This is a genomic window from Deferrisoma palaeochoriense (genome assembly GCF_054656955.1).
This window is the reverse complement of the sequence record NZ_BAAHXI010000057.1, coordinates 1-26,457: the sequence shown is the minus strand read 5'-3', so window position 1 is coordinate 26,457 and position 26,457 is coordinate 1. Positions and strand designations below refer to the sequence as shown.

Annotated in this window: 20 protein-coding genes and 1 pseudogene; 8 read left to right on the top strand and 13 right to left on the bottom strand. The window is 72.9% G+C overall.

Annotation, left to right across the window (positions count from 1 at the left end; genetic code table 11):
• The first annotated feature begins 186 nt into the window (after window positions 1–186).
• Window positions 187–4,896, top strand: coding sequence for a translocation/assembly module TamB domain-containing protein (locus ACYQ8L_RS14340; protein WP_459942493.1), 4,710 nt, complete (start codon window positions 187–189; stop codon window positions 4,894–4,896).
• Window positions 4,893–7,610 (top strand): outer membrane protein assembly factor BamA, encoded by a 2,718-nt coding sequence (gene bamA, locus ACYQ8L_RS14335; RefSeq protein ID WP_459942492.1) that lies wholly within the window; start codon window positions 4,893–4,895, stop codon window positions 7,608–7,610. The genes ACYQ8L_RS14340 and bamA overlap by 4 nt, the downstream gene beginning before the upstream one ends.
• Window positions 7,611–7,653: 43 nt before the next feature.
• Here the strand turns inward: bamA and ACYQ8L_RS14330 are convergent, their stop codons facing one another.
• On the bottom strand, window positions 7,654–8,535 hold the full coding sequence (locus ACYQ8L_RS14330; protein WP_459942491.1) for a helix-turn-helix domain-containing protein: 882 nt from the start codon (window positions 8,533–8,535) through the stop codon (window positions 7,654–7,656).
• A gap of 183 nt (window positions 8,536–8,718) precedes the next feature.
• Between ACYQ8L_RS14330 and ACYQ8L_RS14325 the strand changes: the two genes are divergently transcribed.
• On the top strand, window positions 8,719–9,174 hold the full coding sequence (locus ACYQ8L_RS14325) for a cytochrome c3 family protein (protein ID WP_459942490.1): 456 nt from the start codon (window positions 8,719–8,721) through the stop codon (window positions 9,172–9,174).
• A 53-nt stretch (window positions 9,175–9,227) separates the two neighbouring features.
• Here ACYQ8L_RS14325 and ACYQ8L_RS14320 read toward each other — a convergent pair whose 3' ends face one another.
• The 10 genes from ACYQ8L_RS14320 to ACYQ8L_RS14275 are packed head-to-tail and all read right to left on the bottom strand — an operon-like array spanning window position 9,228 to window position 20,362.
• A complete protein-coding gene (locus ACYQ8L_RS14320; protein ID WP_459942489.1) occupies window positions 9,228–10,553 on the bottom strand; it encodes a histone deacetylase family protein in 1,326 nt (441 codons plus the stop codon).
• Between the two features lie 13 nt (window positions 10,554–10,566).
• Entirely contained in the window at window positions 10,567–12,225 is a 1,659-nt protein-coding gene (locus tag ACYQ8L_RS14315) for a hydantoinase/oxoprolinase family protein (RefSeq protein ID WP_459942488.1), read from the bottom strand.
• The gene (locus tag ACYQ8L_RS14310) at window positions 12,222–13,343 is read right to left on the bottom strand and encodes a DUF362 domain-containing protein (RefSeq protein WP_459942487.1); all 1,122 of its coding nucleotides are present in this window, start codon (window positions 13,341–13,343) and stop codon (window positions 12,222–12,224) included. Before ACYQ8L_RS14310 ends, ACYQ8L_RS14315 begins: the two co-directional genes overlap by 4 nt.
• Window positions 13,340–14,197, bottom strand: coding sequence for an aminotransferase class IV (locus ACYQ8L_RS14305; protein WP_459942486.1), 858 nt, complete (start codon window positions 14,195–14,197; stop codon window positions 13,340–13,342). The genes ACYQ8L_RS14310 and ACYQ8L_RS14305 overlap by 4 nt, the downstream gene beginning before the upstream one ends.
• Entirely contained in the window at window positions 14,194–15,588 is a 1,395-nt protein-coding gene (gene pabB, locus ACYQ8L_RS14300) for an aminodeoxychorismate synthase component I (protein ID WP_459942485.1), read from the bottom strand. The genes ACYQ8L_RS14305 and pabB overlap by 4 nt, the downstream gene beginning before the upstream one ends.
• 22 nt (window positions 15,589–15,610) lie before the next feature.
• Complete coding sequence (locus ACYQ8L_RS14295) at window positions 15,611–17,605, bottom strand: penicillin-binding protein 1A (protein WP_459942484.1); 1,995 nt, start codon at window positions 17,603–17,605, stop codon at window positions 15,611–15,613.
• Window positions 17,602–18,585 (bottom strand): PhoH family protein, encoded by a 984-nt coding sequence (locus ACYQ8L_RS14290; protein ID WP_459942483.1) that lies wholly within the window; start codon window positions 18,583–18,585, stop codon window positions 17,602–17,604. The genes ACYQ8L_RS14295 and ACYQ8L_RS14290 overlap by 4 nt, the downstream gene beginning before the upstream one ends.
• Window positions 18,582–19,019, bottom strand: coding sequence for a secondary thiamine-phosphate synthase enzyme YjbQ (locus ACYQ8L_RS14285; protein ID WP_459942482.1), 438 nt, complete (start codon window positions 19,017–19,019; stop codon window positions 18,582–18,584). Before ACYQ8L_RS14285 ends, ACYQ8L_RS14290 begins: the two co-directional genes overlap by 4 nt.
• A 12-nt stretch (window positions 19,020–19,031) precedes the next feature.
• Window positions 19,032–19,880: an HDOD domain-containing protein gene (locus ACYQ8L_RS14280; protein ID WP_459942481.1), complete on the bottom strand. Its 849-nt coding sequence runs from the start codon at window positions 19,878–19,880 to the stop codon at window positions 19,032–19,034.
• A complete protein-coding gene (locus ACYQ8L_RS14275; RefSeq protein WP_459942480.1) occupies window positions 19,877–20,362 on the bottom strand; it encodes a chemotaxis protein CheD in 486 nt (161 codons plus the stop codon). Before ACYQ8L_RS14275 ends, ACYQ8L_RS14280 begins: the two co-directional genes overlap by 4 nt.
• A gap of 215 nt (window positions 20,363–20,577) precedes the next feature.
• On the opposite strand from ACYQ8L_RS14275, the gene ACYQ8L_RS14270 reads away from it, so the two are divergent.
• The 5 genes from ACYQ8L_RS14270 (at window position 20,578) to ACYQ8L_RS14250 (ending at window position 25,311) form a co-directional block, all read left to right on the top strand.
• On the top strand, window positions 20,578–21,279 hold the full coding sequence (locus ACYQ8L_RS14270) for a cytidylate kinase-like family protein (RefSeq protein ID WP_459942479.1): 702 nt from the start codon (window positions 20,578–20,580) through the stop codon (window positions 21,277–21,279).
• Window positions 21,280–21,358: 79 nt separating this feature from the next.
• Window positions 21,359–21,700, top strand: a complete 342-nt coding sequence (locus ACYQ8L_RS14265) for a hypothetical protein (RefSeq protein WP_459942478.1) — start codon at window positions 21,359–21,361, stop codon at window positions 21,698–21,700.
• Between the two features lie 205 nt (window positions 21,701–21,905).
• A complete protein-coding gene (gene lexA, locus ACYQ8L_RS14260) occupies window positions 21,906–22,523 on the top strand; it encodes a transcriptional repressor LexA (protein WP_459942477.1) in 618 nt (205 codons plus the stop codon).
• A 10-nt stretch (window positions 22,524–22,533) separates the two neighbouring features.
• Window positions 22,534–22,833, top strand: a complete 300-nt coding sequence (locus ACYQ8L_RS14255; RefSeq protein ID WP_459942476.1) for a hypothetical protein — start codon at window positions 22,534–22,536, stop codon at window positions 22,831–22,833.
• A gap of 300 nt (window positions 22,834–23,133) precedes the next feature.
• The gene (locus ACYQ8L_RS14250) at window positions 23,134–25,311 is read left to right on the top strand and encodes a tetratricopeptide repeat protein (RefSeq protein WP_459942475.1); all 2,178 of its coding nucleotides are present in this window, start codon (window positions 23,134–23,136) and stop codon (window positions 25,309–25,311) included.
• A gap of 172 nt (window positions 25,312–25,483) precedes the next feature.
• Here the strand turns inward: ACYQ8L_RS14250 and ACYQ8L_RS14245 are convergent.
• Window positions 25,484–25,806: pseudogene (locus ACYQ8L_RS14245) on the bottom strand (type II toxin-antitoxin system PemK/MazF family toxin).
• Window positions 25,797–26,060, bottom strand: a complete 264-nt coding sequence (locus ACYQ8L_RS14240; RefSeq protein WP_459942474.1) for an AbrB/MazE/SpoVT family DNA-binding domain-containing protein — start codon at window positions 26,058–26,060, stop codon at window positions 25,797–25,799. Before ACYQ8L_RS14240 ends, ACYQ8L_RS14245 begins: the two are co-directional and overlap by 10 nt.
• Window positions 26,061–26,457: the final 397 nt, after the last annotated feature.

The window sequence follows — 26,457 nt, the reverse complement described above, 5'->3', positions numbered from 1 at the left end:
GATGGCTTGCCAACGTTTGCGTTTCCGCCGTTCATGGAGCCGCCGGGCTGAGTGCCGGATGCAGCGTGAGCCGGCCGCACCCGGCTCTCCACCAGCCCCCCACCCGCGGGTTTCCGTAGCGACGCCGGGGATCTGACAATACTTTCGTTGGTCTTAGTAACGCGCGAAACCGTTTGAGAGGTGCGGGTGCGGCGCTTCCTTTGGATTTTCGGCACCTTTTTGGGCGCGCTGGTCGTGGGGGGCTGGGCCCTGGGCCTGCCGGCCGTGGAACGGGCGGCCGTGGCGTGGGTGCAGGCGCGGGTGCGGGCCGCCGGGGGAACCCTGGAGGTGAAGGCCCTGGATTTCGATCCCTGGCGGGTCCGCCTGCGGGTCGAGGGGCTTCACGCGGCCGGGGACGCCTGGGCCGTGGACCTGGACGAGGGGGAGGTCCGCCTCCACCCGGGCCGGTGGCTTTTGGGCCGGCCGCGGGTCTCGGCCCGTCTCGTGGGCCCCCGGGTGGCCGTGCGGACCACGAGGTCCGGGCCGCCGGGAGGAGGGGCCCGGGCCGCGGGCCGCCGCACGCCGCCCCTGGTGTCCGTGGAGACCTTGGAGATCGCGGACGGGAGCCTTCGTTGGGAGGACCCGGCTGCGGGCATGCGGCTCGAGGTGGACGGCGCCGATGCCACGTGGAGGGAAGACCGGGGGGAGGCCCGGATCGGGGGAACGTTCTCCTGGGCCGGGGAAGCCGCCCGGTTCGAGGGGCGGTTCCGGGGCGCCCGGCGGTTGGGCGCCCTGCGGGTCGAGGAGTTGGCGCTCGGGTTCCCCGGGGGCGCGTTCACGATCGACGGCACCTGGGCCTCGGGGGACCGCCTCGACCTGGGGGTGCGGCTCGAGGCCCGGCCGGGGGAGATCCCGGAGGCGTGGCTTCGGGCGGCGGGCCTCGGCCGGTTCCTTCCCTGGGACGGGGTGTTGGAGCTGGCCGGACGGGTGACCGGGAGCGTGCGTGCCCCGCGGGCCGAGGGAGAGCTGGCGCTTCGGGACGGGCGGTTCGGGGCCGTGGAGCGGCTGGCCGCCCGGGGCCGGTGGGAGGCCCGACCGGGGGGCGTGGGGCTAGCGGACCTTTCGATCGCAAGCTCGGTGGGCGGGGTGGAAGGTCTTTCGGCCCGCCTCGTCCGGGCCGGGGGCGGACTCGAGCTCCAGGCCCAGGGCACGGCCCGGGGATTCGATCTTCGGCCGTTTATGGGTCTTTTCTCGTCCCGATGGTTTCCCGTGGGGCTTCGGGCGTCGGGCGCGTTTCGGGCCAAGGGGCCCTTGGCCCCCCTGGGGCTCGGGTTCGGGGTGGACTGCGTGGTGGAGGACCTGGACGTGACGGTCCACCCGGGGGAGACGCCCGTGTACGGCCTGGGGCGGGCCCGGGTGGTGGCCGAGGGCACCGTGGGCACCGAGGATTTGCGAATCGCCTCGGGCCGGATCGAGGCGGGAACCGCCCGGATCGGGTTGGGAAACGGGCGGATCGCGTACCGGGAGGGGATGTGGCTCGAGACGGATCTCGCGTTTTCCGACCTGGCCGTGGCCGGCCGGTGGGCCCCGCCCGATCTCGGGGCCGCCGGGAGGGCCCGGGGCCGGGTGGAGGGCCCGTTCCGGGACCTCACCTTCGTGTACGACGTGGACGCCCGGGCGGCGTACCGGGGACAGGACCTGGGCCGGGTCGGCGCAAGGGTCCGGCTCGACTACGGCGGGCTCCGGATCGAGGGAGGCGCGTGGGACGCGGGGTGGGGCCGGGCCGAGATGCGGGGGGCCCTCGGGTGGAAGCCGGGCCGGGGCCTCGACCTCGGGCTGGAACTCCGAAGCCTAGACCTGGCCGCAGCCGCTTCCGTGGCGGGGAGGCTGGGGTTCGGGCTGCCGGTCGCCCTGGGGGGCGCCGCCGAGGGCGAGGTCCGGGTGGAGGGGACCCTGGCCCGGCCGATGGCGCAGGGGCATCTGTCCGCCCGGGGGGTGTCGGTGGCCGGCTACGGGGCGGAGCGCGTCTCGGCGGCGTTCCGGGCGGAGCGGGGGGCGTGGAGGGTTTCCCGGCTCGAGGCCCAGGGGTACGGCGCGCGGGCCACGGGGGAGGCCGAAGGGGACCGGGAGAAGATGCGGGGTCGGGCCCGCTTTCAAGGACTCGCCCTGGGGGCCCTCCTGGCCGACGCCGGGGTGGCGGTTCCCGCCTGGGCCGGGTTGGGCCGTGCCCGGGGAACGCTGGAGGCGGTCGGGCCGTACCGGGGGCTTGACCTCCATCTGGAGGCCACGGTGGACGGGTTGGATCTGGCCGGGGTGAGGCCCGGGCCGGTGGCCGTGACCGGGAGCTGGAGGGGGCGGGGGATCCGGGCCACGGCCCGGGGGTTCGGGGACGCGCTTCGGGCCGCCCTGGCGGCCGACCTCGGCGCCGGGTTCGAGCTCGCCTGGCGCCTGGAGGCGTGGGATCCGGCGTGGCTCGGGGATCGGGTCCCGGAGGGGATCCGGCTCGGCCCGGTGTCGGGCGAGGGGAGCCTCACGGGCGATTTCGGGACCCCGGCCGGGTCGTGGGCGTTCACGTGGAGCGGAGGAACCACGGCGTTGGAGGCGTTTGGCAGGGCGCTCGGCCCGGTGGCCCTTACCCTCGACGGCGGGGGAGGGGGCGTGCGGTTTGGGGCCCGGGCCCCCGATCTGGGGGCCGAGGCGACGGGGCTCCAGTCCTGGGAGGGGGGCTGGCCCCTGGAGGCCGAGGTGAGGGCCCCGGCGCTCCCCCTGGGCCGGGTGGTGCCCGGGATCGAGGCCGGAACGGCTTCGGTGGAGATCCGCGCCTCGGCCGGCGTGCGGGCCTGGCTCGAGGGGAAGACGTGGCCCGAGCGCTTGGCCGGCCTGGGCGACCTGGACGGCCGCCTGTCCTGGACCGGCGTGCGGTGGAACGGCCGGGAGGTGCCCGGGGGGGCCGCGGAGGTGCGCACCGGGCCCGAGGGGAGGGCGGTCGAGGTCCGGGCCCGGGGTCTGGACGCGAAGGCCCGGCTGCGGGACGAGACCTCCCTGGCCTGGGAGGCCCGGGCCGAGGCGGAGGGGCTCGATCTCTCGCCGTGGCTCCCCGCGGGCTGGTCCGGCCGGTTGTCCGGCCGCGGCGAGGCCCGGGGACGGGGGGCGGCCGTCGAGCGGGGGGAGTGGCGGGGAAGGGCCGAGGCCGTGGCCGGGCCCTGGTTCGGCCCCCTCGACGCCCCGCTGGACCTTCGGTGGGAGGGGGGGCGGATCGTCGGCCGGACCGGCCTGGGGCCGGAGCTCGCCGTGGAAGGCGAGTGGAGTCCGGCCGGGGGCGCCCGGGGCCGGGCGGTGCTCCGGGCCTTTCGCCCCGGGCGGTGGATGGCCCGGGAGCGGTGGCCGGAGGACCTGGACGTCTCCCTCGACGGGGAGCTGCGGGCCGAGGCCCCGGCCGGCGCTCCGGTCCGGGCCGAGATGGATCTCGGCGGGGTCGCCGTGGATCTGCCGCCCCTTCGTCTTCGCAACCGGGGCCCGGTGCGGATCCGGTGGGAGGGCGGGGCCCTCCGCCTGGACCAGGTCTGGATCGAGGGGGGGGACGTGACCCTCACGGCGTCGGGCCTGGCCGGCCCGGGGCCTGGGTGGGATCTTCGGGGCAAGGCCCGGTGCGACCTCTCGATGCTCGCCCGGTGGATCGGGCCGGTGGAGTCGGCCCGGGGAACCCTGTTCGCCGACCTGGAGGTCACGGGGCCGTGGTCCGATCCCCGGTTCCGCGGCCCGATCCAGGTGTACCCCGGCGCCGAGGCCCGCATCCGGGGGGTGGGACTCGCCCTCTCCGAGGCGGAGGCCTCGGCCACCCTGGATCCCCAGGACGGCCTGATTCTGGAGTGGTTCGACGCGGCCCTGGGCGCGGGGCGGATCCACGTGGAGGGCCGCATGCCCCTGGCCGGTCTCGTGCCGACCGATGTGCGGCTCTGGGTCGAGGTGCGCGACGTGGACCATGAGGAGCCGCCGGGGGTCCGCTACGCGGGCGACGCCGATCTCCTGGTGACCGGTCTACCCCCGGGCATGCGCGTGGTGGGCGAGGTGCGGTTGGAGCGGTTCCGGTTCACCCGCCGGATCTCCTGGAAGACGATGCTCCTCGATCTGCTCCAGCGCCGGCCCCGGAAGGTGGAGTCGGCCGCCGAGACCTCGGGGGTCACGTTGGACATCGCCGTGCGGGGGGACCGGGACCTGAGGGTCGAAAACAACCTGGCCGAGGTGGACCTGGCCGCGGATCTCCGGGTGCGGGGTCCGGCCACGCGGCCCGTGCTGTGGGGCCGGCTCGAGGTGCTCGCGGGCGAGGTGCAGTTCCGGAACACGGTCTACGAGATGCGCCGCAGTTCGGTGGAGTTCCTGGGCGACGCCGGGCCCCTGCCCCTCCTGGACGTCCACGCCCGGGCCCAGGTGAGCGGATACCGGGTCAACGTGGACATCACCGGCCCCCTGGACGACTACCAGGTGCTCCTGTCGAGCAGCCCGCCCCTGGAGTACACCGACATCGTCTCGCTCCTGACCCTGGGGGCCACCTCCGAGAACCTGGCCGGCGGGCAGGGGGTCTCGGCGGCCGAGGCGGCGAGTTTCCTCACGGGCAAGGTGCAGGACACCCTGGAGTCCGGGGTGGGGGAACTCCTGGGGTTCGACCAGTTCCACATCGACCCGGCCTACTCGCCGGCGGCCCAGAGCACGGTGCCCCGGGTCACCATCGGGAAGGCCATCACCCGCGATCTCTACGCCCGGTACGCGGCCACGGTGGGGGCCGAGGCCGCCCAGGATCTCGAGGTGCAGTACCGGCTGAGCCCCCACGTCTCCCTCCTGGGCACCTGGTCGGACCGGGGCGCCGAGTCTTCCGGCTCCCTGGGCGGCGAGGTGCGGTTCCGGTTCACGTTCCGATGAGGGCGGCCGCAGCTGGGCTTCTTGGGCTGGCGCTCCTCCTCGTCGCCGGCTTGGCCCGGGGCCAGAGGGGCCCGGAGGGGCCGATTGCCCGGGTTGAGGTGGAGAACCACACCCGGGTACGCACGAAGGAGGTCCTTCGGCTCCTGGGGGTCCGGGAGGGGGAGGAACTGCGGACCGGGGAGGTGGAGCGGGGGCTCGGGCTGCTGGCCCGCAAACCCGAGGTGGGAGACGTGCGCGTCGAGGCGGAGCCCGGCGCGGCGGGGCTCCGGGTGCGGGTGGTGGTCCGGCCCCGGCTCCTGGTGCGCCGGGTGCGGCTCGTCGGGGGGCCCCGGCGGGTCCGGGAGGCCGCCGCGGCCCGTCTCCGAACGGCCGCCGACAAGCCGGTGGCCTGGCCGTGGCTGGAGGCCGACCGGGGCGAGATCGTGCGGGTGTTTCGGGAGGAGGGGTTTCCGGAGGCCCGGGTGACCCCCGTGGTGAGGCCGGACGGCCGGGGCCAGTGGGCCGAGGTCACGTTCCGGGTGGACCCCGGGGAACCCCGCCGCGTCGCGGAGGTGATCTGGCCCGAGGGGTTCCCCGTGGAACCCTGGCGCCGGGCGGCGCTCCTGGGGATCGGACGGGGGGATCGGGCGAGCGCTCCGGAACTCGAGGCGGGCCGGCGAAGGCTCGTCACCTTCCTGCGCCGCTACGGCTACCCCGAGGCCCGGATCGAGGGGGGCGGGTTCGAGCCGGCCGGTCCGGGCTCGGTGCGGCTCGTGGTGGGGATCGTGGCGGGAGCCCCGGTGCGGTTTCGGTTCGAGGGGGTGGAGGAGTGGACCAAGCGGTCCCTGCGCCAGGCCCTGGAGGAGCGGTACGGCCGGCCCGTGGACGAGGCGTGGCTCCGCGGGGCCGCCCAGGCCCTGGAGGAACGCCTCCGGGCCGACGGGTACCGGGACGCCCGGGCCGTGTATCGGGAGGAGCGGGCCGGGGCCGGCCGGGTGATCACCTTCGTCATCACCAAGGGGCCGCGGGTGGCGGTGAAGCGGGTGCGGTTCCGGGGGAACGAAAGCGTCTCCGCCCGGAAACTGCGGCCCTACCTCTCGGTGATCCAGGGGGGGATCCTGCGTCCGCCCCCGTTCACCCAGGAGGCCCTGGACCGGGACCTGCGGGTGCTTCGGGAGTACTACGCCACCAAAGGGTTCTGGGCCGCCCGGATCGAGATGGCCGAGATGGACATCGCCGCCGATGGGGATGCCGTCCTGACCCTCCGGGTCGAGGAGGGGCAGCGGTTCCGGTGGGGTTCGGTGACGCTGGAGGTGATCGGGGCCGATCGCGCCGGCTTCCAACCCGCGTTGGGGCGCCTGAAACCCGGCGCCTGGGCCGACCCGGGGGTGCTGGAGGAGGTGCGGCGGGATCTCATCGGCCGACTCGGGGCCGGTGGGTTTCCGGAGGGGCGGGTCGTGTACGAGACCCGGACCGACCCGGACCGAGGGGTGGTGGACGCGGTCTTCCGGGTGGAGGCCGGCCCCCGGGTTCGGTTCGGCAAGGTCGTGGTGGCGGGCAACACCCGCACCCAGACCAAGGTGATCACCCGCGAACTCCCGATCCGGCCCGGGGACCCCTGGAACCCCGCCGCCATCCGGGAGGCCCGCCAGCGGCTCTACCGCCTGGGGTTTTTCCAGCGGGCGGAGGTCGCACCGGTGCCCACCCTGGCCCCGCCGGGCACCCGGGACCTGGAGGTCCGGGTCGAGGAGCAGGACGCGGGGCTTGCCGAGTTCGGCCTGGGGTACGGGACCGAGGAGGGGGTCAAGGGGTTCCTGGGCCTTTCCCACGCCAACCTGGGGGGGTACGGCCGGAGCCTGGGGGGGCGCTACGACTTCGACCGCCTGGAGCGGTCCCTGGGCCTCCATTTCCGGGAGCCGTGGCTGTTCAACCACCCGGTGGATCTGCGGCTCAGCCTGATCCGGCGCACGGCCGACCTGGATGCCTACAGCCTCACCTCGGTGGCGTTCCAGGGGAGCCTGGAGCGCCGGTTCGGCCCCCGGGCCCGGGGGGCCCTGGCCTACACCCTGGAGGAGAACCGGCTGTCGGACGTGAACCCCGAGGCCCTGGAGGCCGGGGACCCGACCACGAGTTATCTGCTTTCGTCCGTGGGGCCGTTCCTGGCCTGGGACTCCCGGGACGACCCCTTTAACCCCCGGTCGGGGTTCTACCACGAGGTCCAGGCCGAGTGGGCGCCCGCGTTCCTGGGATCCGAGGTGGAGTTCGAGCGCTACACCGGCACCCTGAGCGGGTTTTGGAGCGCGGGCCGGTTCACCCTGGCCCTCCTGGCCCGGGGCGGGCTGGCCCTCACGCTGGGCCGAACCGCCGAGCTCCCGGTGAACAAGCGTTTCTTCCTCGGGGGCCGGGGCAGCGTGCGGGGGTTCGAGCGCGATGCCATCGGCCCGCGCTCCGGCGACGGCACGCCCCTGGGCGGCGACCTCATGGCGAACCTCCGGGCCGAGGTGCGCTACCGCTGGCGGAAGGGGTTCGGGTTCGCCCTGTTCTGGGACGCGGGGAACGTCTGGAACCGGGCGGTGGAGCCCGCCGACTTCGGGGACCTGCGGCAGGGGGCCGGGGCGGGGATCCGTTACGAAACCCCGGTGGGGCCCCTGGCCCTGGACCTGGGGATGAACCTCGACCCGCGCGACGGCGAGCCCCGCACGGTGTGGCATTTCACCGTGGGCAACGTGTTCTGAGGACGGGACCGGGCCGGAGGGGTACCGGACCTCCTTCGGGTCCTCAGCGGTTCGCGGGTTTCGGGGTCACGAAGGCCCTCCGGTCCGGATCCCAGTCGTACTCCGGCGCCCCCCAGAGCGCCCGGAGGTCCTCGGCCGAGAGTCCCAGCCCCTCCACGGCGTCGAGCCGCTCCAGGGCCGAGAGGACCTCGGCGTCGGAGACGGCGAAGTCCGCGTCCAGGTCGGCCCAGTGGACGTACTCGAGATCGATCCGGTCCTCGCCCCGGATCGGCCGGGGCGAGGACCGGCGGCCGGCCACGACCGTGCCCTCGAACCGGTGGGCGCTGCCCTCGGGGCCCGGGGGCGCCCTCACCACGTACCCGATCCGGGCGTGGCCGTCGGGAACCGAGAGGATCCACCGGACGACCCCGTCGGCCGTGGGGCCCTGGCTCGGGGCCGGTACGGACCCCTCGAAGATCCACCCCGGGGGAAGCCGTTCGCGCACGACGACCCGCGGCGCCTCGGTTTCGACGTCGATCAGAACCGGGATCCGGGAACCCGGAGGGCAGTAGGGGGAAAGGTCCCGTCGGGCCCGGACCGCGCCGTTCGCGCCCCAGACCCACCAGCCCAAGGTCAAGAGCACCACCGCCCCGGCGGCGAGCGCCCCCCAGACGCCCGGGCGGCGCCGGGGGGAAGGAGGGGGTTCCGGGCCGGCTTCCCCCCCGTCGGGGAGGATCTCGGCGAGGTCCACCTCCAGGGCGGCGGCCAGGCTCTCGGCGTTTTCGCGCCGCACCGAGGCCGTGCGGTTGTTTTCCCACCGGCTCACGGTGTCGACGCTGACCCCCACCACCTCGGCCACATAGAGCTGGGTGAGACCCTTGGCCTCCCGGATGCGGCGGACCTTGTCGCCGTCGAGGCGCAGGGTGGGGGGTGCGGGCCGGCTCACGGCGGCCCCCCCGGGCGACCGCCGTCGGCCCGACGTCGGGTCGCGCCGACCCGACATCGGGCCGCATGGGGCCCGATGTGGATGGCGAAACGCCTCCGGGGGCCGTATAGAGGGGGTGTGACCACGGCCGAAGGCGCCACGCCGCGGTCCCGAACCCCCCCATCTCCCACAGGAGGAACGATCATGAAAACGCGCATCACCGTTCTGGCTCTCTTCGCCACCGTATGCCTCGCCGGTTCCCCGGCCCCCGCGGCCGACCCGGCGGCGGTGCCCGAAACCCTGGACCTCAACGTGCAGGTCAAGCACCCCGACGCCCCGGGCCTGCCCAAGGACGTGAAGGCCGTGCCAGGGTTCTCCCACCGGCGGCATGCCGAGGAGTACCTAAAGGGCAAGCAGGCCTTCTCCCGGTTCCCGTACGAGGACGACTTCACCTGCGCCGCCTGTCACCACACCGCCAAGACGCCCGAGGATGCCGGGTCGTGCCTGTCGTGCAAGACCGCCGACCGGATGTTCGAGGCGGCCGGGGGCCCGGGCAAGGTCAAGGCCCTCTTCCATGACCTGTGTCGGTCCTGCCACAAGGCCGTGATCAAGGCCAAGGCCGCCGAGGCCCCCACGAAATGCTCGGCCTGCCACAAGTAGGCCGCGGAGCGCTCCCCCCGGGGCGCCAGCCGCCCCGGGGGGCTCCCCGGGCCTCAGCCCTCCCGGCGCTTTCGCTCGATGCGGTCGTGGGGCCGGTCGTGGAGTTCCACCAGGGGATACTCGTCGGTGGAGGCCCGGTGGAACGCGTCCTCGGCCTCGGCCCGGCACGCGGGGCAGGCCCGCCGGGGGATCTCGACCCGCAGGGCCTTCTCGGCCGGCCGCTCCCAGCTTTCGAGAACCACGGCCCCGGCGCAGTCGTCGCACACCCGCACCCGCTCGCGCTGCTGCTCCCGGATGCCGGCCCCGTCGTAGAAGACGCTTCGGGACTCCTCGAGGTGGGTCCGGCCCCGCACGGCCTGGGCCCTGAGCTCGTCTCGGCGCCGGAACTTCTCGAGCAGGAGCTCGGCGAGCCGCTCCACGTACTGCCGGGCCCGTTCCCCCATGCGCAGGAGGCCGGGCTGGTAGTCGGGCTCCACCACGGCGCTGGTGTCGAGGCCGGCCATGGCCAGGAGGATCCCGGTGTTCACGTAGGGCAGGGCGCTTTGCACCGAGTAACCCCCCTCCAGCACGGCCACGTGGGCCCGGAGCCGCCGGGTCAGGGTGGCGTACCCCTGGGCCGTGATGGCCATGTCGGTGATCGGGTCGGTGAAGTGGTTGTCCTGGCCGGCCGAGTTCACGATGAGGTCGGGCTTCCACTCCTCCAGGATCGGGAGCACCAGGTGGTCGATCACGTGCAGGAGCCCGTCGTCGGTGGTGCCGGGGGGCAGGGGCACGTTGATCGTGGTGCCGAAGGCGTTGGGCCCCCCGAACTCGTCGGGGAACCCGGAGCCCGGGTAGAGGGTCCGGCCGTCCTGGTGAAGGGAGATGAACAGGGTGTCCGGGTCGTTCCAGTAGATGTCCTGGGTGCCGTCGCCGTGGTGGCAATCGGTGTCGACGATCGCCACCCGCAGGTCCCCGTACCTGCGGCGCAGGTGCTCGATCATCACGGCCTCGATGTTCACGATGCAAAACCCCCTGAGGCCGTGGACCACCCGGCGGGCGTGGTGGCCCGGGGGCCGCACCAGGGCGAAGGCCCGCTCCACCTCGCCCTCCATCACCCGGGTGGCGGCCTCGATGGCGCCCCCCGCGGACACCAGGTGGGACGGGCTCACGTGCCGCCGGAGGTCCGGCACCCCGGTGTGGACCCGCTCCATGTCGGCGAGCTCGGCGACCCGGGGCGGGTACTCCACAATGCCCTCGATGTCGAAGATCCCCTCCTCGAACAGCTGGTCCCGGGTGTAGAGGAGCCGCTCCTCCCGCTCGGGGTGGGTGGGGTCGATGGCCCAGTCGAAGGCCGGGAAGAACACGACGCCCGTTTTCTGGGGGGCCTGGAGCCGCATGGGGTTTCCTCCTCTACTCGACCCGGAACAGGATGCCGGGCCGGATCTGGGCCCGGAGCCGGTGGATCCGGCCGACGGTGGTGAAGCCCTCGATCACGTTGAAGCTCTCCACGTCGGTCACGTCCACGGCCGCCGCGGGGTCGAGTTCGCCCCGCGCCCGGGCCGCGGCGAGCAGGGTTTCGGTGGCCCGGGCCTGGAGGTCGGCCATGGTGAACCCGGCCGGGATCTGGTCGTACACGCCGGCCTCGGGCAGCGAGAGGTACCGCCGGGCCGTATCGGCGATGGCGTGGACCTCGGCGTTCACCCGGGCCACGGCCGCGCCCACCGCGTTCGCCACGTCGAAGTGGTTGGGCACCGTCACGGGGAGGTCGAGGGCCTCCTCCACGTAGGGAGCGAGGGCCCGGGCCGGCCCGCCCACGGCCAGAACCCGATGCGGCCGCACCCGGTGCCCCTCGAGGAGCTCGTGGAGGGTGTACACGGGCCGGGCGTTCACCTCTTCGAGCATGCGTTCCACGGCCCCGGCGATCTCCCGCCCCCAGGCGCGCAGGATCCGCCGGGCCGCCCCCTCGGGCGAGGTGCCCAGGGCTTGGGCGATGGGGGCCAGGGCCTCGAGGGCCCGGCCGCGGTTTCCCACGGCCCGGCCCAGGACCACCAGGGCGTCGGTGGGGGTGGGGTGGGTCCCCCCGAGGGCCGCGGGCGGGCCGAACCGGCGCGGCCCGATCCGGATGTGTCCGTCCTCGACCCGGACCCAGCTGTCGCCCCCGGCCGGGGCCGAACGGGTGAACAGGGCCCGGATCTGGGTGCGGTAGGGGCCGATGGTGGCCCCCTGGGGCTCCAGGAGGGGGGACCCGGCCGTAAAAAGGCACAGGTCCGTGGTGGTGCCCCCCACGTCCAGGCCGACGGTGTCGGCCTCCACCGCGTCCAGGGCCAGGGCCCCCAGGGCGCTCGCGGCCGGGCCGGAAAGGGCGGTTTCGGCCGGGTTCGCGAGGGTCCGGGCCACATGGGTTCCCCCGTCGGCCCGCAGGAGGTAGAGGGGGGCGAGCACGCTGAACCGGCGCAGGGCGTCGGTCATGGAGGCCACGAAGGTGCGGTGAAGCCGCCAGGCCCCCGCCGCCAGGTACGCCGTGGCGATCCGGCGGGGGAAGTTCAGGGTGCCGGCCACCTGGTGCCCGAGGGCCACGAACTCGAACCGGTCACCCGCGAGCTCGGCGAGCCGGCGCTCGTGGGAGGGGTTGCGGGTGGAGAACTTCCCGGCCACCGCGAGCACCCGGATGCCCGCCCGGGCGAACTCCTCGAGGCAGTGCTGGGCCTCGGCCTCCCCCAGGGGCACGATCTCCCGGCCCCGGTGGTCGATGGCCCCGGGCACCACCCGGAACCGGTCGTCCAGGGCCAGAAGCCGCGGCGAGATGCCCGGCCCGGCCGTGATCAGGGTGCCGGTGGGCTCGAGGTCGCCTTGGGCCACGGCGTTCGTCACGAGGGTGGTGCTCAGCACCACCCTGCGGACCGATCGGGGGTTGATGCCGTCCAGAAGGGCCTCCAGGGCGTCCAGGGTGCACTCCCGCAGGTCCGCGTGGGTCGGGACCTTGACCTTGTGCACCACCCGCCCTTCCTCCACGGCCACCCCGTCGGTGTGGGTGCCCCCCACGTCGATCCCCACGAAGACGCCCCTCATCGCGACTCCCTCCTCCCCAGTTCCCGAACCAGCGAACGAAGTCCCCGGCGGGGCACCTTGGCGGCCCCCTCGGTGCAAAGCTCCTGACAACAGTAGCACCGAATGCACTGCCGCGGCGAGAACGCCGGGGGGCGCCCGGGCCGCAGGGCCTGGGCCGGGCAGCTCTCCACGCACACCCCGCAGCCCGTGCACGAGCCGGGATCGAACACGGGAAGGGGCGCGGCCGCGGCCCGGATCAGATGGCGCAGGGGCCGGGGGAGGGGCCAGTCGCAGGGGCTTCCGGGTGCCGGCCGGAACCGCAGGGGCCGGGCGGGGTCCCCCACCACCTCGATCCGGGCCGGGTCGATCCGGCCGGTCCGGAGGCCCACGGCCACGGTGGGCACCTCGTCGGGCCGGAAGCCCGAGAGCCGGGTCGCGACCCAGTCGAGGGCCGGGGCGTCGGCCGAGGCCAGGAGAAGGTTTCGGCCGACGGGCGTCCCGCGGCCGGGCCCGGGCCCCTCCATGGCCACGATGCCGTCGAGCACGGTGAGGGCCGGCCCCACGGCGTGCTCCACGTCGAGGAGGTGCTGGGCGAAGGTGTCGGCGGACTTTCCGGCCCGGAAGTGGAGCCGCACCTTGCGCCGGCCGGGCACGCAGCCGAAGAGGTTCTTCACCCCCAGGGTGAGCCCCATCATGGTGTGGGTCTTCCACTTGGCGAGGTTCCACACCCGGTCGGCCTCGAGGGCCGCGGACGCGATCGCAAGCTCCCGGTACACCCGGCCCCGGGCGGCCGCCACCGGGCCCTCGCCCAGGTCCACCACCGGCACCCCGTGGCGGCGGCAGACCTCGGCCACCCCGGAGACCTCGGCGACCCGCCGGGCCGACCCGAACCCCGGGGAATCGCCCACCACGGGCCGGGCCCCCAGGTCCCGGAGGATCCCCAGGGCCGCGTCCACCACGGCCGGGTGGGTCGTGACGGCGACATCGGGCCGCCGGGCCGCGAGCAGGTTGGGCTTGACGAGCACGGCGTCGCCCCGGGCCGCGAAGGCCTCCGGACCTCCCAGGAGGGCGAGCGCCCGCTCGAGCGCGCCGCGGGCCGATGCGTAGTCCGGGGCCGAGACCACCGCGACCCGGGTCACCGGCCTTCCCCCTCGAGCCGGACGGCCTCGGCGTAGGCCTCCTGGAGCCGGCGCGTCACGGGGCCCGGCCGACCGGACCCGATCGGCCGGCCGTCCAGGGCCAGCACGGGGGCGATCTCCACCACGGAGTTCGTGAGAAACGCCTCCTCGGCCCCGGCCAGGTGGTCGGGTTCGTAGAACCCCTCGCGCACCCCGAGGCCGAGGGCGGCGGCCCGTTCCCGCACCACCTTCGCCGCCACCCCGGGCAGGCAACCGGTGTCGGGGTGGGGGGTGTGGAGCGTTCGGTCCCGGACCCAGAAGAGGTTCGAGGTGGCGCCCTCGGCCACGTGGCCCTCGGTCGTCAGGAGGACCGGTTCGGCGCCCTCGGGCACCTGCCCGAGGGCCCAGACGCTTCCCAGGTAGGCCAGGGTCTTGTGCCCCTGGAGGGCCAACCCCCGCGCCCGGAGGGGCTGGGACACGGTGCGGGCCTCCACTCCCTCGGCCCGGCGGCGGGGCAGGTCGGGGGGCAGGGGCCGCAGGGTGGCGAGAAACGTGGGGTTCGGGGCGGGGCCCGGCCGGGGCCCGGCCGGGAGCGTGCCCCGGGTCAAGGTGAACCGCACGGCCGCGTCGGCCGCGCCGTTCGCCCGGACGAGGGCCTCGATGGCCGGGTTCGGGTCCGGCGGATCCGGAAGCCCCAGGAACCGGCTCGAGGCCCTGAGCCGGTCCCAGTGGTCCGCGAGCCGAAACGCCCGGCCGCCGTAAACGCGAAGGGTCTCGAACAGGCCGTCGGCGTAGAGGAGTCCGCGGTCGGCCCCGGAAACCACCGCCGCCGCCTCGTGCACCAGCCGGCCGTTGAGCCAGGCCCAGCGGGTCATTCCCCCTCCCACACCCGGCCGGCCCCCGTGAGGACCTTCAGGAAGCTCTGGGCCTTGGTCACGGTCTCTTCGTACTCGGCCTCCGGGTCCGAGTCGGCCACGATGCCGCCCCCCACCTGGAAGTGGATCCGGTCCCCCCGGACCACGGCCGTGCGGATCGCGATGTTGAGGTCCACCCGGCCGGAGAAGTCGATGTACCCGATCGAACCGCAGTAGACCCCCCGGGCCGTGGGCTCCAATTCGTCGATGATCTCCATGGCGCGCACCTTGGGCGCGCCGGTGATGGACCCGCCGGGGAAGGAGTTGCGGATGCAGTCCACCACGTCCCGCGACGGGTGCACCCGGCCGGCCACGGTGGACACCAGGTGGTGCACGTTGGCGTAGGACTCGATCACCAGGAACTCGGGCACGTGCACGGACCGGTAGGCGCACACCCGGCCCAGGTCGTTTCGCTCGAGGTCCACGATCATGACGTGCTCGGCCCGGTCCTTTTCGCTGGCGGCGAGCCGGCGGGCGAGGTCCCGGTCCTCCTCCGGGGTTCGGCCCCGGGGAACGGTGCCCTTGATGGGGCGGGTCTCGATGTAGTCCCCGTCGATGAGGAGGTAGCGCTCGGGGGAGTTGCTGAGCACCGCGAACCCGTCGGGAAACAGGCACGCCCCAAAGGGGGCCGGGCTCGTGGTGCGTAGGCTCCGGTAGAACCCCACCGGGTCTCCGGCGAACGGGGCGCTGAACCGCTGGGAGAGGTTGGCCTGGTAGATGTCGCCGGCCGCGATGTACTCCTTGGCGCGCAGGATCGCCCGGCAGTACCCCTCGCGGGTGAAGTTGCTCTCGAGCGCCCCGGGGTCCAGGGGTGGCGGGGCTGCGGGGGGAGGGGCGCCGGCCCGGAGCAGCTCGGCCCACCGGTCGAGGGCCTCCGCCCGGTCTCCCGGGGCCCCCGAGAGGGCCAGGTGGGCCTCCCCCGTGACCGGGTCGAAGGCGGCCACGGCGTCGTACCACCCGAAAAACAGATCGGGCATCCCGAGGTCGTCCCGGGTGGTGGGCCGGATCGCCTCGATCTGGGTGAAGAGGTCGTAGGCCAGGTACCCGATGGCCCCGCCGGGTGCCAGGGGGAAGGGCCCGGCCGGCCGCCGGAACTCCCGGAGCAGGGCCCGGAGGAGCTCGAAGGGGTTCCCGCGCCAGGACTCGGTGCGGCCCTGCCGGAGCCAGTGAAGCTCTGCGGACCGGCCCTTCCCGTGGACCACCAGGAAAGGATCCGTCGCCACGAACGACCGCCGGCCCAGGGGGCCGGGGAGGCCGCTGTCGAGAAACGCCGGGTAGGGCCCCCGCGCCACGGCGTAGAAGGCCCGGTCGGCGGGGCAGGGCAGGGGAAGCGGTACGAGTTGGATGTCCATGGGAAGTCGCGGACCCGGTGCGTCAGGGGGAACGGGAGGCCAGGTTCACCCGGTCGAGAAGCCGGGGCCAGCGCAGGCGGTCGTGGTCGCAGGGCCGGCTGGGCTCGGTGCCCCGCGCGAAGGCGGCCAGGGCCTTGTCCCGGCAGTCCGGGCCGGCCCGAAGGCCGGTTCGCACATCGATCTCCACGAACGACACGCCCGGGGGCACGGGCCACGGGGGCGGGGTTTCGGCGCCGGCCGAGGCCCCCATCACGGCGGTCCACACGGGCAGGGCCGCCCGGGCCCCGGTCTCCCCCCGGCCCAGGGGGGTGTTGTCGTCGCACCCCACCCACACGGCCGCGGCGAGCCGGCTCGAAAACCCGATGAACCAGGCATCCCGCTGGTCGTCGGTGGTGCCGGTCTTCCCGGCCACCGGAAACGGGAGCCCCCGCGCCGCCCGGCCGGTGCCGTCCTGGACGACGGCCCGGAGCATGTCGGTCATGCAGTAGGCGACGACCGGATCGAGCACCCGGCGGGCCGGGGCGGGCGCCGGCCAGAGGTTCCGGCCGTCGGGGCCGTGCACGGCCTGGATCCACCGGGGCTCGGGGAGAACGCCCCCGGTGGCCGCGGCCGCGTAGGCCCGGGCGAGTTCCAGGGGGGAGGCGGCCCCGACCCCTAGGGCCTCGGCGAGTCCCTGGCCGAAGGGCCCCTTGAGCCCGAGCCGCCGGGCCAGGTCCTCCACCGGTTGCCGGCCGATCCGGTCGAGAAGCCGCACGGCCGGGAGGTTTCGGCTCCGGGCCAGGGCGAGCCGTAGGGTCATCTCCCCCTCGAACCGGCCGTCGTAGTTCATGGGCCGCCAGGGTTTGCGCGGATGGGAGCCCGGGAACTCCCCGGGGGCGTCGAGAAGGGTGTCGGCCTGGGTGAACCCCCGCTCCAGGGCCGCCAGATACACGAAGAACTTAAACGCCGACCCGGGCTGGCGCCGGGCCTGCACGGCCCGGTCGAAGGGGCTCTCGTCCCACGACCGGCCGCCCACGTGGGCCCGGACGGCGCCGGTGCGAAGGTCGAGCACCACCACCGCGCCCTGGGCCGGGGTTTTCCGCCCGGGGTGCCGGGCGTCCACGGCCCGAAGCCCCTCGGCCAGGGCCGCCTCGGCGGCCTCCTGGAGGGACGGGTCGAGGGTGGTGTACACCCGCAGGCCCCCCTGGTACACGGGATCGAGCCCCAGGGTCTCCACGAGCTCGCGCCGGACCCGCTCCACGAAATAGGGGGCCCGCACGGGGCGCTGGGGCGGCCGGGAGGGAAGGGGCGCCTCGGCCGCCCGGGCCGCCTCCTCCGGGTCGGCCCAGCCCAGGTCGGCCATGCGCCGGAGCACCAGGTTTCGCCGGGCGCGGGCCTTCTCCGGGTTCCGGAAGGGGTCGTAGCGGGCCGGGGCCTTGGGGAGGGCCGCCAGGAGCGCCGCGTCGGCCAGGGTGAGCTCCGACGGGGTCTTGCCGAAATAGGCCCGGGCGGCCGCGCCCACGCCGTAGGCGCCGTTCCCCAGGTAGATCTGGTTCAGGTAGAACTCCAGGATCTCCCGCTTCGTGTACCGTCGCTCGATCTCAAGCGCCAGCAGGGCCTCCCGGAGCTTGCGCCGGAGGGTGCGCTCGGGGGCCAGAAAGAGCACCTTGGCGAGCTGCTGGGTGATGGTGGACCCGCCCTCCACCACCCGGCCCTCCAGGACGTCCACGGCCAGGGCCTTGAGGATCCGGCCCACATTGAGCCCGAAATGCTCGAAGAACCGGTGGTCCTCGATGGCCAGAAAGGCCCGGACCGCGTGGGGGGGGAGGTCGTCGAGGGTCACCGGGATCCGGGTCTCCACGCTGAACTCCGCCAGGAGCGACCCGTCGGCCGCGTACACCCGGGTGGCCGCGGGCGGCCGAAACGCCTCGAGCCGGGACACCTGGGGGAGTCCCTGGGCCAGCACCACGAGGGCGGCGGCGGCGAAGCCGAGGGCCGCGGCCGCCGGAACCGCCAGCACGGCGAGGATCCGCCTCACTGCTCGGTCTCCGCCTTTCGGGCGCGGTCGCGGGCCTCGTAGGCCTCGATGATCTCCTGGACCAGGGGGTGGCGCACCACGTCGTCCCGGGTGAACCGGCAGAACCGGATGCCCGGGATCCCGCTCAGGAGCGTCTCGGCCTCCACCAGGCCCGATACCGTTCCCGGCGGAAGGTCCACCTGGGTCACGTCGCCGGTGATCACGGCCTTGCTGTCGAACCCGAGGCGGGTGAGGAACATCCGCATCTGCTCCGAGGTGGTGTTCTGGGCCTCGTCCAGGATGACGAAGGAGTCGTTCAGGGTGCGGCCCCGCATGAACGCCAGGGGGGCCACCTCGATCACACCCCGTTCGATGAGCTGGGCGGCCCGGTCGAAATCCATCATGTCGTGCAGGGCGTCGTAGAGGGGCCGAAGGTACGGGTTCACCTTCTCGTAGAGGGTGCCGGGCAAAAACCCCAGCCGCTCCCCGGCCTCCACCGCCGGGCGGGTGAGGATGATCCGCTTCACCAGGCGCTTGGCGTGGGCCGAGATGGCCATGGCCATGGCGAGGTACGTCTTGCCGGTGCCGGCCGGCCCGATGCCGAACACGATGTCGTGGGACCGGATGGCCTCGATGTACTCCTTCTGGGCCAGGCTCTTGGGGCTGATGACCCGGCGGTCGGCCGCGATGTAGACGGCGTCGAGGAAGATGTCCTTCAGCCGGGCCCGGCGGTTCGCCCGAAGCACCCGCACGGCGTGATCGATGTCGGCCCGGTAGAGGGGGTACCCCTCCTTCACGAGCTCGTAGAGTTGCTCGAGCACGGCGGCCGCCAGCGCCGCCGCGTCCGGCTCCCCCCGGACGAGGATCACGTTGCCCCGGCACGACACCGTCACGTCCCGGATCACGTGGGCGAGCTCCTTGAGATGGGCCTCCCGTTCGCCCACCAGGGCCGCCAGGTGGCGGGGGTCGTCGAGCTCCACCCGTTCCACCGCCTCGGTCATGGGCCTCCTCCCGCCGCGGTCCCGATCACCTGTACCTCCACGCGCCGGGTCCGGGGGCGGTTGTCGAAATCGCACAGGACGAACTGCTGCCAGGTGCCCCGCACCACCCGGCCGCCCCGCACCAAAAACGAGAGGTCCGGCCCCAGGAGCGCGGCCCGCACGTGGGCGTACCCGTTCCCGTCCCCCCAGGCCCGGTCGTGGTGGTAGGGGACGCCCGCGGGGGCGAGCCGCTCCAGGAGTTCGGCCAGGTCCCGGACCACCCCGGGCTCGAACTCGATCGTCGTGAGCCCGCCCGTGGAGCCGGGAACGAAGCAGGTCCCGAGGCCGTCGGCTACCCCCCAGGAGGCCACGAGGCGCTCCAGGTCGGGGGTGAGGTCCAGGGTGTGCCCGGTGCCCCGGGTCTCGACGGTGAGCGTACCGTTCCAGACGCGCATGACCCCCCGTCCTCAGGAGAGGGTGAAGAGGTCCTCGGCCGCCCGCACCCGGTCGTGGAGCTCGGCCAGGACCTCCTCGGCGTCCCGGGGCGTAGTGATGCGGGCGAGCGCGAGGCTCGGCTCGTCGAGCGGATAGGCGAGCCCGTCGGCCCCCAGGCCCTGGCCCAGGGCCATGGTGAAGGCGTCGGCCAAGTGGGAGAGCTGGGCGAGCGCCGGGTCCACCGTGGCCCGGGCCGGGTCGTGGTGGCAGCGCACCGATTCCACCAGGGCCTCCGGGAACCCCCAGCGCTCCAGGAGCCGGGCGCCCACCTCGGGGTGCGGTAGCCCCACCACCCGGGCCTCGGCCTCCTGCCAGCCCATCCCCTCGTCGTCCACGAGTCTTCGGATCTCGGCGACCGCCGGCGCCACGAACTCGGCGAGAACGATCTTCCCGATGTCCTGGAGGAGTCCGGCGGTGTAGGCCGTGCCCGGGGAAGGGTACCGGGCCCGCTCGGCCAGGAGCTCGGCCGCAAGCGCCGCCGTGACCGAGCTGCGCCAAAGCTCGCCGGCGGCCAGGGCGTACCCGTCCTGGGCCGGGGTGAGGTAGCGGCTCGCGAGCACCGTGAGCGCGATCTGCACGATCTTCCGGAGTCCCAGAAGGCTCGTGGCCTGCCGGACCGAGGTCACCCGGGTCCGGAGCCCGTAGATCGGGGCGTTGCAGGCCCGGAGCACGTTGGCCGTCATGGCCGGGTCCCGCTCGATCCACTCGGCCACCCGGGCCAGGTCCACATCGGGGTCCTGGGCGGCGTTCAGAAGGCGCACCGCCACGGCCGGCATGGGCGGGAGGGTGTCGAGCCGGCTCAGGATGGTCTCGATCGTCACAGCACTTCCTCCCCCACGCCGAGCAGCCGCACCTTCACCCTCCCGTCCGAAAGCCACAGTTCCATGGACCGGCCCACGGTGCCCCCCAGGCTCGTTCCGAGCACGGGAATCCGTTCGAGGCGGCACAGGCCGAGCAGGGCCTCGGCGTTTCGGCGTCCGATGTCGAAGATCGCGGTCTGCCCGAGCATGTTGGCTCCACCGGCGAGCTTGGCCACGAGGTCCTGGCGGCGGCCCCCCGCGGCCTCCACCGCCCGCAGGAGCTCGTAGAACCCGCTGTCGGCGTACATGAACGGGTTGAACTCCCGGGCCGAGGACCGGAACCGGGAGTCGGGCAGCATGACGTGCAGAAGCCCCCCCACCCGCCGAACGCGGTCGTAGAGGGCGAGCCCCACGCAGGACCCGAGGGCGTAAGTGACCACCGAGTCCGTCGGGTCCGCGCTGACCTTGGCGTCCGATATGCCCACCACGAGCGTTTCCGCCATGGAGCCTCCCTGGGGTGAAGGGGGAGAATACCAGACGGCCGCCGAAAAGCGAAAGACGCGCGGGCCGCGGATCCGGGCGCCGGACCGCCCCCGAGCGCCGTTTCCAACCCGACGCCGACCGGGCGAGCGTTCTTGAAGCCCTGTTGGCCGTTTGTTATAAAGGGCGCCGGTTTTGGCCGGCGCTCGGGCCGGCCCTGTGGGATCGAGGAGGAGCGATGCCTGTCATCACGATTTCGAACCAGTTTGGGGCCGGCGGGCCGGAGATCGGGAGGGAACTGGCCAAGCGCCTGGGGATCGATTACCTGGACAAGGAGATCATCCACCGGGTCGCCCTCGAGGTGAACGTCCCGGACGAGGACGTCGAGGAGTTCGAGGAGGAGCACCACAGCAAATTCAAGAGCTTCTTCTCGACGATCTTCGACCTGGACGCCCTCAAGAAAAAGGCCAAGACCCGGCCGGAGCAGTTCGAGGAGGGGTACGACGAGCGCGACAAGATCCCGTTCCACTACCGGGTGGACGGGTGGATCGACAGCGACATCTACAAGCAGATGATCGTCAAGGTCATCACCGCCCTCGGGCAGCGCCGGGGGGTGGTGATCGTGGGCCGGGGCGGCCAGGTGATCCTCAAGGACAACCCCCGCACCCTCCACGTGCGGATCGTGGCCAACGAGGACGATCGTGTCGCGTGGACCGCCCAACGCCGGGGTCTCTCCCTGGACGAGGCCCGGGACTTCGTGCACCGGGTGGACGCCCGCAGCCACGACTACCTGCGGTTCTACTTTGACGTCGATCCCGACGAGCCCACCCTGTATCACCTGATCCTGAACACGAGCCGGATCGACCGCGGCCGGTGCGTGGACATCCTCGAGGGCCTGGCCCGGGATCTCGCGGCCGCTGAGCCCGCCGAGGAGGAGTAGCAGGATTCAAGTTCCTCCTCCCCGCCGCCGATCCCTATCCGGTAGGAACGGTCGGGATGGGGGCGCAAGGAGGTGTCCGGTGCGCAAGGCGGTGATCGGGGGGATCTTGTTCCTGATCGGGATCGCGGCGCTGCCCAGGGCGGCGCGGGCGGGGGAGGTGAGCCAGTACCTGGTGGACGGCCGCGTGTACGTGGCGGTGCTCCTCGACGCCGAGGGCCGGGCCGGCGAGGTGGCCTGGACCGATACCGTGACCGGCCAGCGGGGGGAGGCGCCGTGCTGGCGCGCGGAGGACGGCCGATTGCTGGTGGGGTTGCCCTCGGGCCGGGTGGCCGAGGCCCACCTGTTGCCCCGGCTGGCCCTGGTGCTCGACCGACCGCCGTGGGGAGGCGCGGGGCGGTCCCTGGGGGTCAGCCTGGATTGACCCGAGAGGTTACCGACACGAAGGGCCCGGCGACGGGCCTTTCGTTTTGGGCTTGACTTACGCAAAACTTACGCATAGTCTTTTGGTCGTTGGTCGTTGGTCGTTGGTCGTTGGTCGTTGGTCGTTGGTCGGGTGCGAGGGATGCGCCCCGCACTGCGAGCGCCCGGCCGCGCCCGTCACCTGGTCTGAGCCACGCGGAGCCCCCATGGCCCCTCCGAAACTTACCCCGAAACAGAAAAGGGTCCTCGAGTTCGTGCGCGGGTACTGGGCGCGGCACGGCGTGGCGCCCACCCAGCAGGAGATCGCCCGGCACTTCGGGTTCCGCTCGCTCGGCACGGTGCAAAACTACCTCAAGCGCCTCGAGGCCCAGGGCGTCCTCCGCAGGGAGTGGAACGCGAGGCGGTCCCTGGAGGTGGGGGGCACGGCCCCGGAGACGCGGGCGGGGGCCGAGTTGCCCCTCCTGGGGTACGTGGCGGCGGGGAAGCCCATCGAGGCGGTGGAGGCGCCCGAGACCTTCGAGGTGCCGGCCTCCATGGCCGGGGCGGGGGAGCGGTTCGTGCTCCGGGTCAAGGGGGACTCGATGGTGGAGGACGGGATCCTCGACGGGGATTACGTGGTGGTGGAGAAGCGGGAGACGGCCCGGCCCGGGGACACCGTGGTGGCCGTGGTGGACGGCGAGGCCACGGTGAAGCGGTTCCATCCCGGGCGGGGCGAGATCGAACTGTGGCCGGCCAACTCGGCCATGGAGCCCATCCGGGTTACGCCGGACCAGGAGTTCCGGATCGTGGGGCGGGTGGTCGGGGTCATCCGGTTTTGCCGGTGAGGAGGAAGCCGTGAGCCGTCTGGAGCGCACCGTCCAGGGGTTTGCCGCCGCCGTCGGGTTCTGGCTGGGGTTCCTGTGGGCCCTGGAGCGCTGGGTGCCGGGGATGGGTTCGGTTCTGGCGGCCGGGGCCGGCCCCGGGGCGGCCGTGGCCGCCGGGTTCGGGCTGGGCGCCGCCTGGCTGTGGCCCGGGGGGGGGCCGCGGGGCGGCCTGCGCATGGTGGTGGCCCCGACCGGCTTTGCCCTCGCCTTCCTCGCCGGCGCCGGCCTGACCTCCCTGGCCCTCCGCCTGGCCCAGGCCCTCACGGGCTAGCGCCGCCGCGTCTCGTGAGGCCCGCAACGTTTCCCCCCGAAAAGCAGCACCTCGATCTCACGCCACGGTACGGACGGTTTCCACTTCTTGGCCTCACGCCACGCACGCAACGAACGCCACGTTAGGTTATTCGTTGTTCGCCGTTGGCTGCCGGCCTCCTCGCAAGCGGCGGCAGTTTTGCCCGTCCGCCCGTCCACGCGTCCTAACGTCCGCGCACCCCCCCTTTGCCCTCCCCGGCGCCTTGTGCTACAAGCGAACGGCGTTCTCCAGCCCACCACCCTAGGTTCGAGAGGGGGATTCATGCACAGCCGCAAGATCTTCGTCGCCCTGGGGTTCCTCGCCCTCCTCGGGTTCGCCGCCTGCTCCAAGAGCCCGGAGGAGAAGTTCGCCCTCCACAAGGCTCGCGGCCACGCCTACCTCGAGGACGGGAAGATCGACGAGGCGATCCTGGAGCTCCGGGGCGCCCTCCAGGTCAAGCCGGACTCGCCCGAGGTGCTGTTCGACCTGGGGGAGGCCCTGCTTCGCAAGGGGCAGATCCGGGAGGCGTACCAGGCGTTCCGCAAGGTCTCCGAGCTCGAGCCCGACAACCTGGACGTCCAGATCCGGCTCGGGAACCTGGAGCTCCTCGCCAACATGGCGGCCGAGTCCCGGGGGAGGGCCGAAAAGGTGCTGGCCGACGCCCCCGACCGGGCCGACGCCCACCTGCTCCTCGGGAAGGCCTACCTCCGGGAGAAAAAGCTCGACGAGGCCCTGGCCCAGTTCGACAAGGCCATCGAGCTCGACCCTGAAAACGCCGGCTACCACCTCGTCAAAGCCACGGCGCTTCTGGCGGGGAACCGCCTCGCCGAGGCCCGGAAGGCCGTGGACCGGGCCCTGGAACTCGACCCCGCGAGCCGCGACGGCCTGTTGCTGCTGGCCCAGATCGCCGACCTCCAGAAGGACTCCGAGGCCGTGGACCGGGCGTTCACCCAGGCCCTCAACACCTCCCCCGACGACCCCGCGGTGTGGCTGAGTTACGGGAACTACTGGATGACGAAGGGCGAGGTGGACAAGGCCATCGACGCCTTCCGGAAGGCCGGGGAAAAGGAGAAGAACACCACCCGGGGCTGGGAGAAGGTGGCTGAGATCGCCCTGGCCCGCCGCGACCTGGACCTCGCCCGGGAGGCCGTGGCCAAGATCCGGGAGAAAAACCCCAAGAGCGCCGCGGCCCTCTTTTACGAGGGTCGGATCCTGCTCCAGGAGCGCAAGTTCAGCGAGGCCTCGGCCCGGCTGGCCCAGGTGCTCGAGCAGTACCCCGAACACCCCGAGGCCCACTACTTCCAGGGCCTCGCCCACTACGGCGCCGGAAGCCTCGAGCTCGCCCAGGCCGACCTGGAGAAGGCCGTCCAGCTGAATCCCGGGTTCTACAAGGCCCGGATGCTCCTGGCCCAGGTGCTCCTCGACCGGCGGGATTTCGAGGGGGCCCTCAAGGCCACCGATCCCCTGGTCTCGACCCCCAAGATCCACACCGAGGCCGTGCTCATCCGGGCCACGGCGCTGCTCGGCATGGACAAGCTGAAGGAGGCGAAAACGCTCCTCGAGGCCCTGGTCAAGGCCGTGCCGGGCCACGGCCGGGCCTGGGAGCGGCTCGGGGTCACCTATGCGGGGTTGAAGAAGCCCGACGAGGCCCTGAAGGCGTTCCGCAAGGCCATGGAGGCCGACCCGGCGAACCTGCGGCCGGTGGTCCTGGCCTCGGCCCTCCTCACGGCCCAGAAGAAGACGAAGGAGGCCGTCGCCCTGGTGGAGGAGCACATCCGGAACGGCGGCGACACGGCCGCCGCCCGGATCCTGCTCGCGAAGACCCGGCTCGCGAACAAGGACGTGGAGGGCGCCCGGAAGGACCTCGAGAAGGCGATCGAGCTCGACGAGAACGCGGCCGAGGCCTACCTGCTCCTGGCGCGGCTCCAGAGCGGCCCCGATGCCGGCGACAAGGCCCTGGCCGAGCTCGAGAAGGCCCTGGAGAAGCGGCCCGACTACCTGCCCGCCTGGGTGCTCAAGGGTTCCCTCCACGACCTGCGGGCCGAGTACGACCAGGCCAACGAGGCCTACCGCAAGGTGCTCGAGCGAAACCCCGACTTCATCCCGGCCCTGAACAATCTGGCCTGGAACCTCTCGGAGCACGGGGGAAACCTCGACGAGGCCCTCAAGTTCGCCGAGCACGCCGTGGAGCTCGCCCCCGAGTCGCCGCCCTTGAACGACACCCTGGGCTGGATCTACGTGAAGAAGGGGGTACCCCTGAAGGGGCTGCGGCACCTGGAGATCGCGGCCGAGGGCCTGCCCGAAAACCCGGTGGTCCAGTACCACCTGGGCGTGGCCTACGCCCGGGCCGGCGAGAAGGCCAAGGCCCGGAAGGCCCTGGAAAAGGCGCTCCAGATTGCCAAGACCTTCCCGGGCGCCGAGGAGGCCCAAAAGGAGCTCGAGGCCCTCAAAGCCGACTGAGGCACGGTGGACGTTAGGACGCTGGGACGTTAGGACGGGGGGACGCGCGAACGTTGGGTCGTCACGTCCGCACGTCAACGCGTCCTAGCGTCCGCACGGTCGAACGTCCGCACGGTCAAACGACCAACGCCCCCGTCGTGGCCTTAGCGAGTCTCGCGAGAGTTCTACGGCCTTACTCGGCAAACATCTCGGCCAACACGTCCAGGACCCGACGGGCGGTTTCCGGGTCGAGGGTGCCGAGGCGCTTGACGAGGCGCCTTTTGTCCACGGTGCGGATCTGGTCGAGGACGACGGAACCGTTCTTCCCTTGGAACACGACCGGTACGCGGGTGGGGTAGGATTTGCCGGCCGTGGTCATGGGAGCCACGATCACGGTGCGGATGTGGCGGTTCATTTCGTCGGGGGAAATCACGACACACGGGCGGGTCTTCGGATCTCGGACCCCACCGTCGGATCCAGGGAGACGAGCCACACCTCGAAACGGCTCACTCCCATTCCCACTCGTCCTCATCCCAGGAGGTCCACGTGATTCCGTCGGGATCGAGCAGGGCGTCGTCGCCCGATGCCGCCATCGCACGAAACGCCCGATCCCACCCCTGTCTCGGTTTGGCCGGCCGGATCACGAGGCGGCCTTCGGAAGGTTCCAGAATCACCTCACCCCGGAGTCCGCACTGCTCCAAGATCGGTTTTGGGATACGGATGCCTTGGGAGTTCCCGATCCGGATAATCTTGGCGACGACACCGGGCATGGCGGGCCTCCATATGGTGGTGGATATACAATGTATGCCCAGTATGCGGAACGGGGGGGCGGCGCGCAAGGCAACGGTCGCAAGTAGCTTCGGCTAGGCGGCTGGGCTGCTCGGCAGTTAGGCGGCCAAGAACATTCGGGATTCCGGCGTCGGATCTCGGTGGTCGTACGTCGACGAAGCCCGCCCGTCCATACGTCCTAACGTCCGCACGGCCAAACGACCAACGACCTCAACTGCCGTGAATCGTGAAGTCGTAAATGGTAAATGGTCCGCGAGTTCGGCGCGCCGGGGGGACGTGCGAGTGTGCGGACATTAGGACGGGAGGAGGTGGTACGGCCAACGACAAACGACCTGCGACTTACGACCCCCGGTTCTTGACCCGTGGCGAGCTTGGCGA

What these genes read in the sequence shown, in the direction of transcription:
- bamA (WP_459942492.1), top strand. Translation starts at nt 4,893, where the DNA reads ATGAGGGCGGCCGCAGCTGGGCTTCTTGGGCTGGCGCTCCTCCTCGTC.
- ACYQ8L_RS14325 (WP_459942490.1), top strand. Translation starts at nt 8,719, where the DNA reads ATGAAAACGCGCATCACCGTTCTGGCTCTCTTCGCCACCGTATGCCTC.
- ACYQ8L_RS14320 (WP_459942489.1), bottom strand. Translation starts at nt 10,553, where the DNA reads ATGCGGCTCCAGGCCCCCCAGAAAACGGGCGTCGTGTTCTTCCCGGCC.
- ACYQ8L_RS14315 (WP_459942488.1), bottom strand. Translation starts at nt 12,225, where the DNA reads ATGAGGGGCGTCTTCGTGGGGATCGACGTGGGGGGCACCCACACCGAC.
- ACYQ8L_RS14305 (WP_459942486.1), bottom strand. Translation starts at nt 14,197, where the DNA reads ATGACCCGCTGGGCCTGGCTCAACGGCCGGCTGGTGCACGAGGCGGCG.
- pabB (WP_459942485.1), bottom strand. Translation starts at nt 15,588, where the DNA reads ATGGACATCCAACTCGTACCGCTTCCCCTGCCCTGCCCCGCCGACCGG.
- ACYQ8L_RS14290 (WP_459942483.1), bottom strand. Translation starts at nt 18,585, where the DNA reads ATGACCGAGGCGGTGGAACGGGTGGAGCTCGACGACCCCCGCCACCTG.
- ACYQ8L_RS14285 (WP_459942482.1), bottom strand. Translation starts at nt 19,019, where the DNA reads ATGCGCGTCTGGAACGGTACGCTCACCGTCGAGACCCGGGGCACCGGG.
- ACYQ8L_RS14275 (WP_459942480.1), bottom strand. Translation starts at nt 20,362, where the DNA reads ATGGCGGAAACGCTCGTGGTGGGCATATCGGACGCCAAGGTCAGCGCG.
- ACYQ8L_RS14270 (WP_459942479.1), top strand. Translation starts at nt 20,578, where the DNA reads ATGCCTGTCATCACGATTTCGAACCAGTTTGGGGCCGGCGGGCCGGAG.
- lexA (WP_459942477.1), top strand. Translation starts at nt 21,906, where the DNA reads ATGGCCCCTCCGAAACTTACCCCGAAACAGAAAAGGGTCCTCGAGTTC.
- ACYQ8L_RS14250 (WP_459942475.1), top strand. Translation starts at nt 23,134, where the DNA reads ATGCACAGCCGCAAGATCTTCGTCGCCCTGGGGTTCCTCGCCCTCCTC.
- ACYQ8L_RS14240 (WP_459942474.1), bottom strand. Translation starts at nt 26,060, where the DNA reads ATGCCCGGTGTCGTCGCCAAGATTATCCGGATCGGGAACTCCCAAGGC.